The 329-nt window shown below is 39.5% G+C and carries 1 protein-coding gene; it reads left to right on the top strand.

Features of this window, described 5'->3' with window-relative positions:
• The coding region (locus tag GQ590_RS12165) for a DDE-type integrase/transposase/recombinase (RefSeq protein ID WP_237397887.1) at window positions 1-329 on the top strand (329 nt) is incomplete at both ends.

Raw genomic sequence — 329 nt, 5'->3', positions numbered from 1 at the left:
GGAATCGTAAACGGGTTTACCGGGTGTATTGTGAGTTAAAACTTAACTTAAGAGTTAAGCGTAAACAGCGTATTCCAGCCCGAACTCCCAAAAAGTTATCGGCTCCTAATAAACAAGGTGAATGTTGGTCCATGGATTTTATGAGTGATAGTAGTCAAAATCAACGCCGTTTTAGAACATTCAACGTCATTGATGATTTTAACCGAGAAGCATTAGGCATTGATATTGCGGTCAGTTTACCTGCAGGTAGAATCATTCGTTATCTGGATAAACTCGCTCAATACCATGGTTATCCGTTAAAAATACGGGTCGATAATGGGCCAGAATTT

Source organism: Gilliamella sp. Lep-s35 (assembly GCF_009795845.1).
Classification (GTDB): domain Bacteria; phylum Pseudomonadota; class Gammaproteobacteria; order Enterobacterales; family Orbaceae; genus Gilliamella.
This window is presented reverse-complemented; position numbering and strand designations above follow the sequence as displayed.